This is a genomic window from Gammaproteobacteria bacterium, from assembly GCA_041395725.1.
Classification (GTDB): Bacteria; Pseudomonadota; Gammaproteobacteria; order Pseudomonadales; family Pseudohongiellaceae; genus NORP240.
Genome location: JAWKZW010000001.1, coordinates 1,521,434 through 1,537,533 on the forward strand (window position 1 = coordinate 1,521,434; position 16,100 = coordinate 1,537,533).

General features: G+C 56.1%; 11 protein-coding genes and 1 pseudogene. 5 read left to right on the plus strand and 7 right to left on the minus strand.

Going from position 1 to position 16,100, the window contains the following annotated elements; translation table 11 throughout:
- The 4 genes from R3F50_06710 (at position 1) to R3F50_06725 (ending at position 3,220) form a co-directional block, all read left to right on the plus strand.
- Positions 1-513, plus strand: coding sequence for a TRAP transporter small permease subunit (locus R3F50_06710; protein ID MEZ5489996.1), 513 nt, complete (start codon positions 1-3; stop codon positions 511-513).
- Positions 513-1,892 carry a TRAP transporter large permease subunit gene (locus R3F50_06715; GenBank protein ID MEZ5489997.1) on the plus strand — a complete coding sequence of 460 codons (1,380 nt, stop codon included), beginning with the start codon at positions 513-515 and terminating at the stop codon, positions 1,890-1,892. Before R3F50_06710 ends, R3F50_06715 begins: the two co-directional genes overlap by 1 nt.
- Before the next feature lie 132 nt (positions 1,893-2,024).
- Positions 2,025-2,429 (plus strand): acyl-CoA thioesterase, encoded by a 405-nt coding sequence (locus tag R3F50_06720; protein ID MEZ5489998.1) that lies wholly within the window; start codon positions 2,025-2,027, stop codon positions 2,427-2,429.
- An 89-nt stretch (positions 2,430-2,518) separates the two neighbouring features.
- Positions 2,519-3,220 carry a DUF2239 family protein gene (locus R3F50_06725; GenBank protein ID MEZ5489999.1) on the plus strand — a complete coding sequence of 234 codons (702 nt, stop codon included), beginning with the start codon at positions 2,519-2,521 and terminating at the stop codon, positions 3,218-3,220.
- A gap of 398 nt (positions 3,221-3,618) precedes the next feature.
- On the opposite strand, the gene R3F50_06730 is transcribed toward R3F50_06725, so the two are convergent.
- Complete coding sequence (locus tag R3F50_06730; GenBank protein ID MEZ5490000.1) at positions 3,619-4,722, minus strand: TRAP transporter substrate-binding protein; 1,104 nt, start codon at positions 4,720-4,722, stop codon at positions 3,619-3,621.
- A gap of 154 nt (positions 4,723-4,876) precedes the next feature.
- Positions 4,877-7,078, minus strand: a complete 2,202-nt coding sequence (uvrD, locus tag R3F50_06735; protein ID MEZ5490001.1) for a DNA helicase II — start codon at positions 7,076-7,078, stop codon at positions 4,877-4,879.
- A gap of 733 nt (positions 7,079-7,811) precedes the next feature.
- Between uvrD and R3F50_06740 the strand changes: the two genes are divergently transcribed.
- The gene (locus tag R3F50_06740; protein ID MEZ5490002.1) at positions 7,812-9,002 is read left to right on the plus strand and encodes an acyl-CoA dehydrogenase; all 1,191 of its coding nucleotides are present in this window, start codon (positions 7,812-7,814) and stop codon (positions 9,000-9,002) included.
- Positions 9,003-9,500: 498 nt separating this feature from the next.
- Here R3F50_06740 and ubiA read toward each other — a convergent pair whose 3' ends face one another.
- The 5 genes and pseudogenes from ubiA to rpoZ form a co-directional block, all read right to left on the minus strand.
- A complete protein-coding gene (gene ubiA, locus R3F50_06745) occupies positions 9,501-10,415 on the minus strand; it encodes a 4-hydroxybenzoate octaprenyltransferase (GenBank protein MEZ5490003.1) in 915 nt (304 codons plus the stop codon).
- Positions 10,416-10,810: 395 nt separating this feature from the next.
- Positions 10,811-12,970, minus strand: a complete 2,160-nt coding sequence (recG, locus tag R3F50_06750; GenBank protein MEZ5490004.1) for an ATP-dependent DNA helicase RecG — start codon at positions 12,968-12,970, stop codon at positions 10,811-10,813.
- 154 nt (positions 12,971-13,124) lie between these two features.
- Positions 13,125-13,514, minus strand: a complete 390-nt coding sequence (locus R3F50_06755; protein ID MEZ5490005.1) for a RidA family protein — start codon at positions 13,512-13,514, stop codon at positions 13,125-13,127.
- Between the two features lie 58 nt (positions 13,515-13,572).
- Positions 13,573-15,696: pseudogene (gene spoT, locus R3F50_06760) on the minus strand (bifunctional GTP diphosphokinase/guanosine-3',5'-bis pyrophosphate 3'-pyrophosphohydrolase).
- A 23-nt stretch (positions 15,697-15,719) separates the two neighbouring features.
- A complete protein-coding gene (gene rpoZ / locus R3F50_06765) occupies positions 15,720-16,073 on the minus strand; it encodes a DNA-directed RNA polymerase subunit omega (GenBank protein ID MEZ5490006.1) in 354 nt (117 codons plus the stop codon).
- Between the last annotated feature and the right edge of the window lie 27 nt (positions 16,074-16,100).

Here is a 16,100-nt window from a genome sequence, read left to right on the forward strand (position 1 = left end):
ATGAATCGGCTAAGGGCGGGTATTGAGGCTGTCACCGAGTGGGTCGGTAGCGTAGTGGCATGGCTGGCTCTGGTGCTTGTCTTGAATACCGGACTGGTTGTGCTGTTGCGCTATGCCTTCCAGACTGGCTCTATCCCTTTACAGGAATCTCTCATCTACATAAACGCAGTCCTGTTCACAATGGGAGCTGCCTATACGCTCAAGCGAGATGGTCATGTGCGGGTAGATATATTTTACAGCCGCCTTTCCGTGCGTCACCAGGCTTTGATAAACCTGTTTGGAACACTATTTTTTTTAATGCCAGTGTGTGGCTTCATTCTCTGGAGTAGTTGGGATTATGTCTCTTTATCCTGGCAGATTCGCGAGAGATCCGTCGAAACCAGTGGTCTGCCAATAGTATACCTTCTTAAAAGCACGATTCTTCTGCTGGCGGCGCTGTTGTGGTGGCAGGGAATTGCGGAGATGCTTAAAGCAGTGAGGTTAATACGTGTCGACACTGGAGGGCAGCAATAGTGCTGCCTCTTTCGCTGTTCGCGGTAATCTGTCTGGCCTTGATGCTGGGCTATCCTGTTGCCTTTACACTGGCGGGCGTGTCGCTGCTGTTTGCTGCTATTGGCAGTCTGGCGGGCGGGTTCGATCCGGCCTACATCGCGATCATTCCAAACCGGATCTACGGCATCATCATCAACCAGAATCTTCTGGCGGTTCCCTTGTTTGTGTTCATGGGGGTAATGCTGGAGAAATCCCGGCTCGCGGAGGAATTGCTGGACAACATGGCACGAGTGTTTGGTCGGTTGCCGGGAGGGCTGGGCATCTCCGTGGTGATCGTCGGGATGCTGCTGGCGGCCAGTACTGGAATAGTCGGTGCCACGGTGGTGACCATGGGTATTCTGTCCTTACCGACCATGTTAAAGCGAGGCTATAACCCTTCCTTCGCCTGTGGCACTTTGTGTGCCACCGGAACTCTTGGGCAGATCATTCCACCGTCTATCAGTCTCGTACTGTTGGGTGAGGTGCTGTCCAGCGCCTATCAGCAATCCCAGTTGAACGGTGGTGTGTTTTCTCCCGATGTAGTGACTATCGGTGATCTTTTTGCGGGTGCCTTACTGCCCGGATTGCTGTTAGTTTTCTTATACGGCTTGTATGTTTTTGCTGTTGCGCTATTGAGGCCCGATCAGGCACCTGCCGCTGGTCAAAGAAAAAATGGTGTCGGGTCTGAAAGCATGACTGTGGTTCTGCTCCTGTTATTGAAAGGATTGTTCCCTCCGGTACTGCTGATAGCCGCCGTACTTGGTTCCATTCTGGCGGGCGTGGCGACGCCGACTGAAGCCGCCAGTGTTGGCGCTATCGGTGCGAGTCTTTTGGCCCTTATTAAGAAACAGCTTGGGTTTCGGGTCCTTCAGCAGGTGAATGTGGAGACCATGCGAATTACCGCCATGGTCTATCTGATATTGATCGGGGCGACCATTTTCTCATCGGTGTTCCGTGGCTTTGGCGGGGATATTCTCATCGAAGAACTACTGGGCAACCTGCCAGGGGGAGTGCTCGGCGCCATGTTTCTGGTGATGCTACTTATATTTTTATTGGGCTTCATACTGGACTTTATTGAGATAACCTTCATGGTCGTACCTCTGGTCGGGCCGGTGTTGCTTTCCATGGGTGTCGACCCGGTCTGGTTGGGGATCATGTTGGCGATCAATCTGCAGACCTCTTTTTTAACCCCACCTTTCGGCTTTTCCCTTTTCTATTTACGGAGCGTAGCCCCCCCGGAGGTACGTACAGTCGATATCTACAGGGGCGTAATCCCGTTTGTGCTTATCCAGCTTAGTGCTTTGCTGATTTTGTCTCTCTGGCCGGAGTTGGCTACCTGGTTGCCGGACGCTCTCGACTGACCACTGAGTCTGGCATTGTATTACCATCGGAGGCAGTAATGAGACATCTCAGTAAGTAGCAGATGCAACAGATTGGTCTTTGCGTTGTCCAAAACATTCAGAGTTGAAAAGAAGAAACTCGCAGGAATACCAATGATTGATAAGGAAGAATTGGACCAGGACCCCGCGCCGACAGGGGAGCTGACTCTGCAGACCTTGGCGATGCCGAGAGACACGAATGCCAATGGCGATATCTTCGGAGGCTGGCTGGTTTCGCAAATGGACCTGGCGGCGGGCATTGCAATGAAACGCGTTGCCAAGGGCCGATCGGCGACCGTTGCCATCAAGAATGTTAATTTTCTCTACCCAGTGAATGTTGGTTCAACCGTCAGCTGTTACGCTGAGCTGGAAGAGATAGGGCGCAGCTCGGCTCACATCAATATCGAAGTATGGATCTTCAACGCAGGTGCGGACGAAAATTTGCGTAAGGTTGCCGAAGGTCAGTTTGTGTTCGTGGCCATCGACGATAATGGCCGAACTAGGCCGATACCACGCTGAGTTAGCAACATAGCTTTTATTAATACCCGGGTATAATTGACTAACTATTAATACCCGGGTAATAATACCTCCTGACCCCGGAGGTACGTATGTCCAGTTTGAAAACTTCGCCGACCCTGATTGCTTTTTCCGCTGGTGACCGTGTGGCCAGCGGTTCCCCTGAGCAGGCAATTCCTGACTTGAAGCGTTTTATCGGCCAGTTTCCGGACCGTAACCTGCTGGTACTGGATGCGGTCAGCAGTCAGCCAGTGGAGCTGGATCTCCGCTTATCCGTTGAGCGACTTCTGTCCGTGCTGCACGGCCCGCCAGCAAATTCCGGCGATACCGGCTCGGCTCATGCTACAGAAACAACTGGAGACGCACACCAACCGGAAAAGTCCGGCCTTGCTGACAGTGAAATTGATCCAGGTATCTCCGAGGTAAACGCAAGGGCTCCCAAACGACCCAGGGGCCGACCGAAGCTGGGCGTGGTCGCCAGGGAGGTAACCCTGCTGCCGCGCCATTGGGAATGGCTCGCCACGCAGCCCGGTGGCGCGTCTGTCGCTCTGCGGAAACTGGTCGAAAGCGCCCGTAAAACGAGCCGGCAGACCGACTTTCATCGCCTTGCCCAGGAATCAGCCTTCCGGTTTATGACCAGTATCGCCGGCGATGAAGCGGGTTACGAGGAAGCCGTGCGTGCACTTTATGCAGACGATCTGGCACGTCTGGAATCAATCGTTGCAGCCTGGCCTGTGGACGTTGCCAGGCATGCTGTTACTTTGGCGAAGTCAGCACACACTTACCTTGAATAGCCTTTAAAGCTTTAACCAGCTTTCGGGTCACAGGAGCCAGAATCAGCATCGCGGGTTGAAAAGGATTCGCCGGAAGCAAATGCAACGGGTGCAATGCCAGCCAGTCCGGTCAGGACAGCTATTCGTTAAGTGGTGGTATGGGCTAAAGAGAAGGCTAAAAAAGAGTAAAGGATAAAGACCGGTGAACGCCAGTAGTCAGCACACGGCAGAATAAACATCACATCACCGGGACACTATCCCGCCCGGCACGGGACGTCCTGGCGGAAGCCGAGCCTGGCAGAGCGGATTACCAACAGCAGCACACTGACGTTGGGCCGGGCGGCGGGGAGCAACGAGTCGTCGAGCCAAACAGCCCCGGCGCACATTGCCTTTTATAGTGCTCTGAAGCGAAGTAAGTACTAATTGACCGGAAGGTTTCGAGCCTCAATAAAGGCATCTTCGGCAATCCGGTGGTAAGCCGACACGCCATCAAGAAATGCCTTCCAGGATTCGTAAACCCGGGTACTGGTCTCATCCACAGCGGCCATTTCCTGGATAACCTGTTCGGACAGGCGGCGGAATTCCTGCAGCACGTCATCAGGAAGCCGGCGCACTTCGACGTTGTGTTCGTTGACGAGGGTTTGCAGTGCTTCGTTGTTGCGGGCGGTCAGTTCATCATAGACCCGCTGGTTCATGACTTCAGCGGCAGCCAGCAGAATTTCCTGCAGGTCTTCCGGCAGCGCTTCGAAGGCCTCCTTGTTGAACAGGGTTTCGAGCGTGGAACCGGGCTCGTGCCAGCCTGGGTAATAATAGTAGCGCGCCACAGTGTGGTAGCCCGCCGACAGGTCATTGTAGGGACTTACCCACTCTGTGGCATCCAACGCGCCGGTTTCAAGAGCGGTGAAAACATCGCTTACCTGCATGGTGACCGGTACCCCGCCGGCGCGGGCGAAAACTTCGCCCCCAAGGCCCGGGATTCGCATCTTCAGGCCCTGAAGGTCTGCTACGGAATTGATCTCCCGGTTGAACCAGCCAAACATCTGGGTGCCGGAATTGCCACCCCGCACCGGAATCAGATTGTAGGGCGCATAAATCTCTTTCCACAGCTCATTGCCCCCGCCGTAGGCCAGCCAGGCGTCCATCTCCGTGCCCGTCAGCCCGAAAGGGATGGTGGAAAAGAACGGTGTGGCGTTGATCTTGCCCTGCCAGTAATAGGCGCCGCTATGGCCTATCTCCGCAGTTCCGGCGGATACTGCATCAAAAACTTCCAGACCACCCACCAGTTCGTTGGCGCCGTAAACCCGGATACGCAGGCGCCCGTTACTCATTTTTTCAACGCTGCGGGCGAACTGCTCCGGTGCCGTGCCCAGGGCGGGCAGGTTCTTCGGCCAGGAGGTAATCATTTTCCAGTTGTAAGTCTGTTGCGGTGCCACTGTGGCATTACCGGCGCCAGGATTACTCTCTGCGCCACAGGCCAGCAGCCCCACTGCCAGTAAAGCCGGTACAACCAGTTTGAATGTCATGATGCTTGTTAACTCCGGTGCGCAGGCCTGAAAGCCTGCATAGTAAAGTAATTGCTATTCTAATTAGTCGGTAGTTTGCTGCCCAACGCCCAACGCCCAACGCCCAACGCCCAACGCCCAACGCCAGCATCAGCCGGAGGATAGGCCCGGCATCTCACACTGCTTCAAGTTTCGCGTAGGACAACACCAGCCACTTGCTGCCGAAACCGTCAAAATTAACCTGAACCCGGGCATTATGCCCCTGGCCTTCGTAATTAAGAATCACCCCTTCGCCGAATTTACCGTGTACAACCCGTTGGCCCAGGGACAGCTGGGTCTGAGGCACCTCGGCCCCACCGCCGTTAAATCCCGACAGGGGACGAACACCGGTCAGCGCCGGCCTGGTAATGGAAGACTTCAGGCGGATCTCTTCCACCAGTTCGGCAGGAATCTCGCGGATGAACCGCGACGGACGGGTCATATTGACGTCTCCGTGCATTCGCCGCGACTCGGCATAACACAGGTACAACTTGGTCTTGGCACGGGTTATACCCACGTAACAGAGACGGCGCTCTTCTTCCAGCCCGGACAGATTTTCCATCGACATACGGTGCGGGAACAGCCCTTCTTCCATGCCGGCCAGGAACACCAGGGGAAACTCGAGCCCCTTGGCAGAATGCAGAGTCATCAGCTGAACCGCGTCTTCCTCGTCCCCCGCCTGGGCGTCTCCCGCATCCAGCGCCGCCTGATCCAGAAAGGCGGCCAGGATGGATTTGGCAGTCATGTCGTCATCCACATCAAGTTCCGACTCGTCGAAACTGTTAGCGGCGGTAATCAGTTCATCCAGGTTTTCCAGTCTGGCCCGGGCTTTCTCGCCGCCTTCCTTTTCATGGTGCTGAACCAGCCCGCTATGCTTGATGATGTGTTCCACCTTGTGGTGCAGCTCAAGGTTGGTGCAGGCATCGTCCATGGATTCAATCAGGTCGAGAAACGCCTGCAAAGAGTTCGCTGCCCGAGAGCTGAGCAGCCTCTCGCTAACACTCCTCAGGCAGGCGGTCCACAGGGAGCTGCCTTCCTGCCGGGCCAGCATCCGCACCTGCTCGATGGTCCGCCCGCCTATGCCTCGGGTAGGCACGTTGATCACCCGCTCCATGGCGGTATCGTCATGACGATTGACCAGCAGGCGCAGGTAGGCCAGGGCATTCTTGATTTCCAGCCGTTCGTAAAAACGATGGCCGCCATAGATCCGGTAGGGCATACCAACCCGCAGCAGTGCGTCTTCCAGTTCCCGGGACTGGGCGTTAGACCGGTAAAGCACCGCTGAGTCAACCCGACGGTTGCCCTTGTTCACCCAGTCCTGCAGCCGATCAACAATAAACCGCGCCTCGTCCTGCTCATTAAAGGCTTCGTACACCGAGATCTGCTCGCCATCGGACCCATCGGTCCATAATTCCTTGCCCAGTCGACCCTGATTGTTGGCGATCAGCTTGTTGGCGGCGTTCAGTATTGTCGAAGTGGAGCGGTAGTTCTGCTCCAGACGGACGATTTCACTGCCGGGAAAATCGCTGCTGAATTTCTGAATATTTTCAATCTTAGCGCCGCGCCAGCCATAGATCGACTGGTCGTCGTCGCCAACCACCATCATCTGGTTCCGATTACCGGCCAGCACCCGCAGCCACGCGTACTGGATTGTATTGGTGTCCTGAAATTCGTCCACCAGAATATGCCGGAAGCGGCGCTGGTAGTGATCCAGAATCTGTGGATTTTTCAGCCACAGTTCGTGGGCTCGCAGCAGAATTTCGGCGAAGTCCACCATGCCGCCGCGATCACAGGCCTCTTCATAGGCCGCGTAAATTGCGGCCATGTTACGGCCGTAATCGTCGCCGACGGTTTCCAGGTTGGCGGCCCGCAGGCCCTCGTCTTTCTGTGAATTGATAAACCATTGGATCTGTCGCGGCGGGTACTTATCCTCGTCGATACCCAGGCTGCGACACAGCCGCTTGATAAGGCGCAGCTGATCGTCACTGTCGAGGATATGAAAATCCTCCACCAGGCCGGCCTCCTGCCAGTGAGTGCGCAACAGTCGATGAGCCAGACCATGGAAGGTGCCAACCCACATGCCGCCGATAGGTTGAGACAGCAGTTGCTCGATTCGGCCGCGCATTTCCCGTGCCGCCTTGTTGGTGAATGTCACCGCCAGAATGCTGTAGGGCGAAGCCTGTTCGGCATGCAACAACCAGGCAATGCGATGTACCAGCACGCGGGTCTTGCCACTGCCCGCCCCAGCCAGCACCAGCAGGCTTTGGGAACTGGTAGTAACGGCCTGCCGCTGCGGGGCGTTAAGTTTGTCGAGAATATGGGAGACGTCATCCATCATGATGGGCGCTATTCTAGCAAAATTACCCCATTCGTCTGCGATTGATCCGAACAGAAGGGAGTTTTATTGTCAGGTTCATTACCAGACGCCGGGACGGCGTCTAAAACTCCTCGGATGACAGCATATGTAGGGGCGCATTTTTGGCGGCGAAGCGACCCATCGGCGTATCGCGACATGCGCGGAAACCAAACGCGAGCCGGAAGCGTAAACCTTCTGAGAGTAATTAGCGGTGGCCAGAATCTTCGCTTTCTGCGCCGGGTCGCCTGATGGGATTTTCACGGCGCACTGGAAACCAGACAGATAGCTGAAGAGCGCCTGGTTACGTGCCGCAGCACTCTGGTATGTTGGCGTTGAAGTTTGCCGTACCTGGCATCGCTTATCGGGCAATAAGGTGACCATTTCCTGCGGGTGTCCCGTCCGGCGGGGCCTTCAGACAAGCTCGCTGGCTTCGTTGTACTGCCTTGACAGGCAGACGCATGAAGACGGCAATGCGCCTTGCCAGCGGACTCAGTCTGGAGGCCAGAGCAGTGTGGTAATTAATCAGAGGCTCCTTAAGCAGGGGTTGCTTAGCTAAACGCGCCAAGTTTGGTAGAATCGGCGCCCTGACAAAGTTTCAGTACCGCAATTCCGCAGGCGATCCACCCGCGAAACCAATTCCCTTCCCCGGCTGGCGTATCGGAATTCTGACCGGGTATACCGTCACCGAGATAGGACCAACCGTTAGGAGATCAACATGTCTGCATCTTCAGACAAGGCCCAGTTCAACTGGGAAGACCCGTTTCTGCTCGACGATCAGCTCAGTGAAGAAGAGAGCATGGTGCGTGATACCGCCCGCCAGTACGCCCAGGAAAAGCTGCTTCCTCGTGTCCGCGACGCGTATCGAAAAGAAGAGACCGATCCCGAAATTTTTCGTGAAATGGGCGCCCTGGGGCTGTTGGGGCCATTTATCGACGGTTACGACTGCGCTGGCATGAACTATGTCTGTTACGGCCTGGCAGCGCGCGAGATTGAGGCGGTGGACTCCGGCTACCGCTCTATGTTCAGTGTCCAGTCAAGCCTGGTAATGCTCCCTATTCATGAGTTTGGTACCGAGGCGCAGAAGCAGAAGTACCTTCCCAAGCTGGCGAGTGGTGAATACATAGGCTGTTTCGGTTTGACCGAACCCGATCACGGCTCCGATCCGGGCAGCATGATAACCCGCGCCAGAACCGTCGACGGCGGCTATCTGCTGTCCGGCGCCAAGAACTGGATCAGCAATTCACCCATCGCCGATGTATTCGTGGTGTGGGCCAAGGACGACGACGGCGTCATCCGTGGTTTTGTGCTGGAAAAGGGCATGCAGGGGCTCAGCGCACCAAAGATCGAAGGCAAGCTGGCATTGCGTGCGTCGATTACCGGCGAAATCGTAATGGACGAGGTGTTCGTGCCAGCGGAAAACAAGTTTCCTGAAGTGGGCGGGTTGAAAGGTCCTTTCACCTGTCTGAACTCGGCCCGCCTGGGTATCGCCTGGGGCGCCATCGGCGCTGGCGAAACGTGCTGGAAAGCAGCCCTGCAATACACCCTGGACCGCAAGCAGTTCGAGCGGCCACTGGCAGCCAACCAGTTGATACAGAAAAAACTGGCGGTCATGCAGACTGATCTGTCACTGGCTTTACAGGGCTGTCTGCGAGCCACGCGCATGAAAGACGAGGGCAGGCTGACCCCGCCTCTGATCTCTCTGCTCAAGCGGAACTCCTGTCTGAAGGCTCTGGATGCGGCACGGGAGGCACGTGACATGCTGGGCGGCAACGGAATTTCCGACGAATACCCGGTCATGCGTCATGCTCAGAACCTGGAAGTGGTCAATACCTACGAGGGTACCCAGGATATTCACGCGCTGATCCTGGGTCGCGAGCAGACGGGAATTCAGGCGTTCAGTCGCTAGCCGTGTCCCTATCGGATTCCGGGGGACTGCGCCATTTTCTGAACACAGGAGGCTCCCGGGTACTCCGGGTGTCTTCTGTCGCGCCTTGTACTTGGGGTTGAAAAAAGAGAAGGCTGCTTCAGGCTTTTTCAACATTGCTGTAATTCTTATAGTCGACTCAAAACCTGCCAGTCGATTCTGACATTCAGTCTCTAAAAGTTATCTCTGATTTCTGTGATGCGAATTCTGTTCACTGATCCAACGTACACCTGAACAGTGACAGGCTAACCAATCCTGAGCCGGTTGAGCCCCAGTCTTGCAGGATTGATAGTGCCAGTGCAGAACTTAGACAGAAGGACGACCAGCAGACCTATAACAATCGCGATACGCGTAAGCCTAGTGAGCTCCTTTGTGAGCCTCACAGGCGACGATCAGATCAGAGGATTCTCCTGATTCTGTGCTTATTCTTATCTTGGTTTTTCTTAGGTTGTCCCTCAGCGGGCCGAGTAGCATCAAAATTCAAAGATAGTGGAGAACTGTGCCAGTAAAGATCACACCACCCACCAGGTTGTTATTCAGAAAAGCCTTGAAGCACTCAGCGGGTTCGCGTTCACGAATCAGAAACTGTTGGTACAACAACAACAGGGTAGCCACTCCCAGCCCGGTATAGAAGAAACCACCCAGTTGAAAGCGTTGTGCGGCCAGCACAAGCGACATCAGGAACATCATCTGCAATATAAAAATCATCATACGATCCGCGGAACCAAACAGAATGGCTGTGGATTTGAGGCCCAGCTTAAGGTCATCTTCCCTGTCCACCATGGCGTACTCCGTGTCATAGGCCACAGTCCAAAGACAATTAGCCACAAACAGCAGGAATGCTGCAGCTGGAATCGAGCCGGTCTGGGCGGTGAATGCCATCAGGATGCCCCAGGAGAAGGCGATTCCCAGGATAACCTGCGGCAGGTTGGTCACACGCTTCATGAACGGGTAAATGGCAGCAACTGCCACTGCGCCAAAAGAAAGCAGGATGGTTTGCCGGTTGGTCAGTAGTACCAGTAAGAACCCGCATGCTGCCAGAAAAAGGAAGCATTTGAGTGCGTCCTGGCGCTTAAGCAGGCCGGTAGCAAGTGGGCGGCCTTGAGTCCGCGCTACCTCGCCATCGAAGTTGGCATCGGCATAATCGTTGATGGCACAGCCGGCCGAACGCATCAGAAAGGTTCCCAGGGTAAAAATAATCAACAGGCCGATATCGGGCAGCCCTTCCGCTGCAATCCAGAGCGCGGTGACAGTGGGCCAGAGCAACAGTAGCACGCCAATGGGCCTGTCAAAGCGGATGAGTTGTAAATAGCCTGGCAGTTTGGCAGAAAACTCCGGGAATCGGCCCTGCAATTTGTCCTGTAACGTGGTTACAAATTTGGATTCAGAAGACATAACCTTGTAAAACTGTTATCGATTGATGTGGAAGCGGAGTTATTTCAGGCTTCACGCTGACGTTTTAGCCAGGCTGAAGTTTAAGCCACGCAGAAGTTTAAGTCATGAAGGAGCTTTCGCAATGCAGGAAAAACTAACCATGACAATGCCCATTGTAAATGACTGATACCTCCTCTGCCCGGCAAATAAACGCTGTTTTGCCTGGCATGACCATAAAGTTCCCTCTCGCATGACAGGCTCTTCCAGCTGCGGCCAGCCTGCGAATCCCCCGGCTTCTCTGGGCTGTCATTTCGGGCCGATGGCTGCTGGCGACAAAGCTCCTTCTCAATGGACTTGCCTGATCGCCAGAGTATTGCCGGGTTTAATTCCAGCTTCCCTGTTCCTGAGGATTAATTTTACACCCTGCCGTAGTCTTCGCGCCGGCCCAGCCAGCGGTGCACCAGTGGGTCGATCAGCGCCGGGTAGCTGTTGAGAATGATCTCGGCAGATGCGCGCACATCCTCCAGCAGATAGGCATCCCGGGAGATATCCGCCACGCGAAAACTCATCAGCCCGGTCTGCTGGGTTCCCAGCACCTGGCCCGGGCCCCGGATCTCCAGGTCTTTTTCCGCGATGTAGAACCCATCGGTACTTTCCCGCATTACCGCCAGGCGATGTTTGCCGGTTTCAGACAACGGTCCCTGGTAAAGCAGGATGCAATAGCTGCGTTTACTGCCGCGGCCTACCCGGCCACGCAGCTGATGCAGTTGGGCCAGTCCGAGGCGCTCGGAGTTTTCTATCACCATCAGGCTGGCATTGGGCACATCGACACCCACTTCGATGACTGTCGTGGCTACCAGCAACTGCAGCTGACCGGCTTTGAACTGCTCCATCACGGCGGCCTTTTCCCGGGGTTTCATCCGGCCATGAACTAGCCCGATATTCAGCTCCGTAAGCTGTTCCCGCATCATTGCCGCTGTGGCTTCGGCGGCCTGGCACTGCAGTGACTCGGATTCTTCAATCAGCGTACACACCCAGTACACCTGATTGCCTTCTTCGCAGGCGCTGTGAATCCGCGCAATGACCTCTTCCCGGCGCTCGTCGCCGATCACCAGTGTCTGTACCGGGGTCCGTCCGGGTGGCAGTTCATCGATCACCGAACAGTCCAGGTCTGCATAGGCACTCATGGCCAGGGTGCGGGGAATGGGTGTGGCGGTCATCACCAGCTGATGAGGCTCACGGGCCTTGCTGGCTGACTTCTCTTTCAGAGCCATACGCTGATGGACCCCGAAGCGGTGTTGCTCATCAATGATGATCAGCCCCAGATTGGCGTAGCTGACCGACTCCTGAAACAGCGCGTGAGTACCGACCACGACTCTGGTTGTACCGGAGATTATGCCCTCCAGTTGCTGCCGGCGCTGAGTCGTAGTCAGTTTACCGCTCAGCCAGCCGACCGCTATGCCCAGCGGTTCAAGCCACTGGCTGAAGTTCATGAAGTGCTGTTCGGCCAGAATTTCGGTAGGCGCCATGATGGCCACCTGGAAATGATTTTCCACCGCCCGCAGGGCTGCCAGCGCAGCGACCACGGTCTTGCCGGAGCCGACATCCCCCTGCACCAGCCTCAGCATCGGCGAGACGCCGGCCAGGTCTGCCGCCACTTCATCAAAAGCGCGCCGTTGGGCGCCGGTAAGCTGGAAAGGCAGGTTCTTGATGAACTGTTCCACCAGGCTATGTTGGGCCGGCATGGACGGTGCCGGGCGGGTACTGGATGCCAGTCGCAGACGGCGCATGCACAATCGGTGGCTTAACAATTCCTCGAACGCCAGACGCTGTTGCGCAGGATGTTGGCCGCTTTCCAACAGTTCCAGTGTCACATTTTGCGGCGGATGATGAAGGAAACGCAGGGCTTCGGCCAGGCTCATGGACAATGGATTGCCGCCGTTCGGACCCGGGGGTCGTGATCGACTTCGTACTTCCTCGGGGAGGTATTCGGTAATCTGATGCAGAGCGTCCATGCGTGCCAGTGCCTGATCGATAATGCTGCGCAGCCTCGCCTGCTGCAATCCCTCGGTGGAGGGGTAGATCGGCGTCAGGGTGTTTTCCAGCCCGCCGCTATCGCCGTTGTCGAGGATCCGGTATTCGGGATGGTAGATCTCATACCCGGCGCTGCCTCGTCTGACTTCCCCGTAACAGCGCAACCGCACACCGGATTGCAGGGATTGTTGCTGTGCCGGCGAAAAGAAGAAAAAGCGTAGATTGATAAAGCCGGTATCGTCTTTCAGGGTGCATTGCAGGCTGCGTCGTTTACCGAACAGAACCCGGCTGGCGACCAGTTCGCCTTGCAGTTGCACGTGGTCGCCAAAGCGGGCGCTTCTTATGTCGTCGATACGGGTGCGGTCCTGGTAACGGAAGGGCAGGTGAAACAGCAGGTCCTGCAAGTTGCTGATGCCCAGGTTCTGCAGCTTCTTTTCGATACTGGGCCCCACGCCGCGCAGCGTAGTCAATGGCATCTGTTCCAGGCCCTTGCCTGAAGCGGTAGGAGTTGACTTATTGCTTCCGGCAGTGGGTGTGGGCATGGGGACTGAACGAACACCTGGCTGAAGGCTGTGCTGAATGAGTATAGGAGGTTTTTGTGACAGCGGCCACAGGGCCCGTCGTTTGGCTCCATGGCAGTGTCAGAGGATGCCAGGCCTGGTAAGCGTTGAAAAACAGGACGGATGACAGCCTGCTTCAGGCGCCGAGCATCACAACGGCATCAACTTCCACCTGTGATCCTTTTGGTAAGGCGCTGACCTCGATCGTGGCCCGGGCCGGATACGGTTCGCTGAAATAGCTGGCCATGATGTCGTTGACCCGGGGGAACTCTGTCAGGTCGGTAAGGTAGATAGTCAGTTTCACAACATCGGCCAGGGTTGCTCCACTTGCCTCGATCACGGCCGACAGATTTTTGAATACCTGGTTGGTTTGCGCCTCGATACCCCCTTCCACCAGTTCCATGGTGGAGGGCAGAAGCGGTATCTGTCCCGACAGAAAAACCAGGTTGCCGGCCTTGATAGCCTGGGAATAGGGGCCTATGGCATGAGGGGCTTTAGAGGTGTTAACCGGCTGGATCTTTGTCATGATTACTCTCGAATTGATGACTGCCAATAGTGTTTCTGATTTCTTTCCGGGTCGCCCGGCTCTTGACCCGGCTTACAGAATTGACGGCGCCGATCAGACGAATACGCTTCATGACCTGGGCCAGGTGGATGCGGTTGCGGACGCTGATCAACAGGTTCACGATACTGAGGCGGGCATCCCGCTCCAGAGTACTGATCTTTTCGATGTTGGCTTCGGCGCCGGTCACAGCGGTGGCCAGAGTGGCGATGATGCCGCGCTGATTTTCCAGCTCTACCCGTAACTCCACGGAAAATTCCCCTTCGACATCGGGGTCCCAGGTTACTGTCACGCATTTTTCCGGGTTGTCGCGGATATCGGTAATGTTGTTACAGTCATCGGTATGGATGACCATGCCGCGACCGGAACTGACATGGCCGACAATCGGGTCCCCGGGGATTGGGCGGCAGCACCTGGCGTAGTTCATCACCAGCCCTTCCGAACCGCGAATAGCCAGAGAATGCTGCGACTCGGACTTTTCCATTTCTTCCTGGGTGCGGGTGTCAGGCACCATGCGCTGGGCCACGATATAGGCCATGCGGTTGCCCAGCCCGATCTCCGCCAGCAGATTATCCAGGCTGCCCTGGCTGGTCTGCTTCAGAACCTGGTCGATGTCCTCGTGGGGGATCTTGTCCAGCTGGGTATTGAAAGTGGCGAGGGCCTTGTTGAGCAGTCTGCGGCCCAGTGACACCGATTCGGAATGACGCTGGTTTTTCAGGTAGTGCCGAATGTTGCTGCGAGCCTTGCCGGTGGTGACAAAACTCAGCCAGGCCGGATTGGGCTGGCCGCCGGCGGCGGTAATAATCTCCACCGTCTGCCCGCTTTGCAGGGGTTCGCTCAAGGGTGCCAGACGCCGGTTGATACGGCAGGCCACGCAGGAATTGCCGACATCGGTGTGAATTGCATAGGCGAAGTCCACAGCGGTGGAGCCGGTGGGCAGTTCGCGGATGGAACCCTTGGGAGTGAACACATAGATTTCATCGGGGAACAGGTCGATCTTTACATGCTCGATAAATTCCAGGGAATTACCCGCACTCTTCTGCAGTTCCAGCAGGCCGTTGACCCACTCCCTGGCGCGCATGTGGGCGTTGGACGGGGTCTCGTCACCTGATTTGTAAAGCCAGTGGGCGGCGATGCCGTTATTAGCCATTGCCTCCATTTCTTCCGTGCGGATCTGGATCTCGATGGGAACCCCGTGCATGCCGAACAGGGTAGTATGCAGGGACTGGTAGCCATTGGCTTTCGGAATGGCGATGTAATCCTTGAACCGTCCAGGCACCGGTTTGTACAGATTGTGCACGGCGCCCAGTACCCGGTAGCAGGTATCGACCTTGTCGACGATGATCCGGAACGCGTACACGTCCATGATTTCGGAGAACGACTTCCGCTGGCTGCGCATCTTCTGGTAGATACTGAACAGATGCTTTTCCCGGCCGATAGTGCGGCCGGGCAGCCCTTCCCGTTCCAGGCAGGCCTCCAGCGAAGTCTGAATCTGGGACAGGATTTCCTTGCGGTTGCCGCGGATTTTTTTCACCGCGGTCGCAATACGGCTCGCCCGCATCGGGTACAGGGCATGAAAGCCCAGTTCCTCGAATTCCACCCGCACGTTGTTCATGCCCAGCCGGTTGGCGATAGGGGCATAGATATCCAGGGTTTCCCGGGCGATGCGGCGGCGCTTCTCCGGCGTCAGCACACCCAGGGTCCGCATGTTGTGCAACCGATCGGCGATTTTTACCAGAATGACCCGCAGGTCTTTGGCCATAGCCATGGCCATCTTCTGGAAGTTTTCCGCCTGGGCTTCGGCACGGGAGCTGAAATTGATTTTATTCAGCTTGCTGACACCGTCTACCAGGTCGGCGACGGTGCCCCCGAACTGGTTCTTGATCGCTGTTTTGGAAATGCCGGTGTCTTCGATGACATCATGCAGCATCGCCGCCATCAGGCTTTGATGGTCCATGTGCATGTCACACAGGATGTTGGCGACAGCCAGAGGATGGGTAACATAAGGGTCGCCACTGCGACGGAACTGGCCGTCGTGGGCCTGTTCCGCGTAGTAATAGGCGCGTCGTACGGAGTTGACCTGGTTGGGCACCAGGTAGGAAGCCAGGTTACTGGACAGTGAGTCGATAGTGTCTGTAGCACGCACGTCCACCGCCCGACTCCTCAGACCTACTGTTCTTCGTCTTCCGAAGTCTGATCCGGTTCGACCTCGCCTTCCGCCGCGTCCAGACCCTCTTCAGGAACCGCCGGCATCTCGGCTGCCACTGCCACTTCGGCGGCATGCTGGGCTTCCAGAGTCGCCTCGTCCATTTCGATGGTCTGCTTTTCCTTCAGGATGCTGACATCGATAAGGTCATCCGCTATTTCCCGCAGGGCAATTACCGTTGGCTTGTCCTTTTCTACGGGTACCAGGGGATCTTTGCCACCTGTTTGCAGCTGACGTGCCCGCTTGCTGGCAATCATGACCAGCTGGAAACGGTTATCTACCTTGTCGAGGCAGTCTTCAACGGTAATTCGAGCCATATCAATACCTGTCTTTGGTTGTCTGTC